Source organism: Pseudomonas sp. SIMBA_068, from assembly GCF_046534705.1.
In the GTDB taxonomy this organism is placed as follows: Bacteria; Pseudomonadota; Gammaproteobacteria; order Pseudomonadales; family Pseudomonadaceae; genus Aquipseudomonas; species Aquipseudomonas putida.
Window position 1 is genome coordinate 1 of record NZ_JAWRYI010000545.1, and the last position, 271, is coordinate 271.

Here is a 271-nt window from a genome sequence, read left to right on the forward strand (position 1 = left end):
CTTCGCGCCATAGGTCGGCAGCAGCAGCTCGATCGCGGCCGTGTTGAAGCCGATGCCGTGGTTCAGCCGCTTGATCCCGTACGGCTCGTAGATGCCCTTGATCGCGAGCATCGCGGTCAGGATCTGCGTTTCGGTGATCGCGGCCGGGTCGCGCGTGAACAGCGGCTCGACGTAGAACGGCCGCCCCGCCTCGACGACGAAATGCACGCGGTCGCCCGGAATGTCGACGCGCGGCACCTTGTCGACGATGCGGTCGACCTGCGCGATCACG

General features: G+C 66.8%; 1 protein-coding gene. It reads right to left on the reverse strand.

The features are described 5' to 3' along the window. Nucleotides 1-271, reverse strand: a 271-nt coding sequence (locus SB756_RS30330) for a malonate decarboxylase subunit alpha (RefSeq protein WP_410913270.1), incomplete at both ends; no start/stop codon positions are given.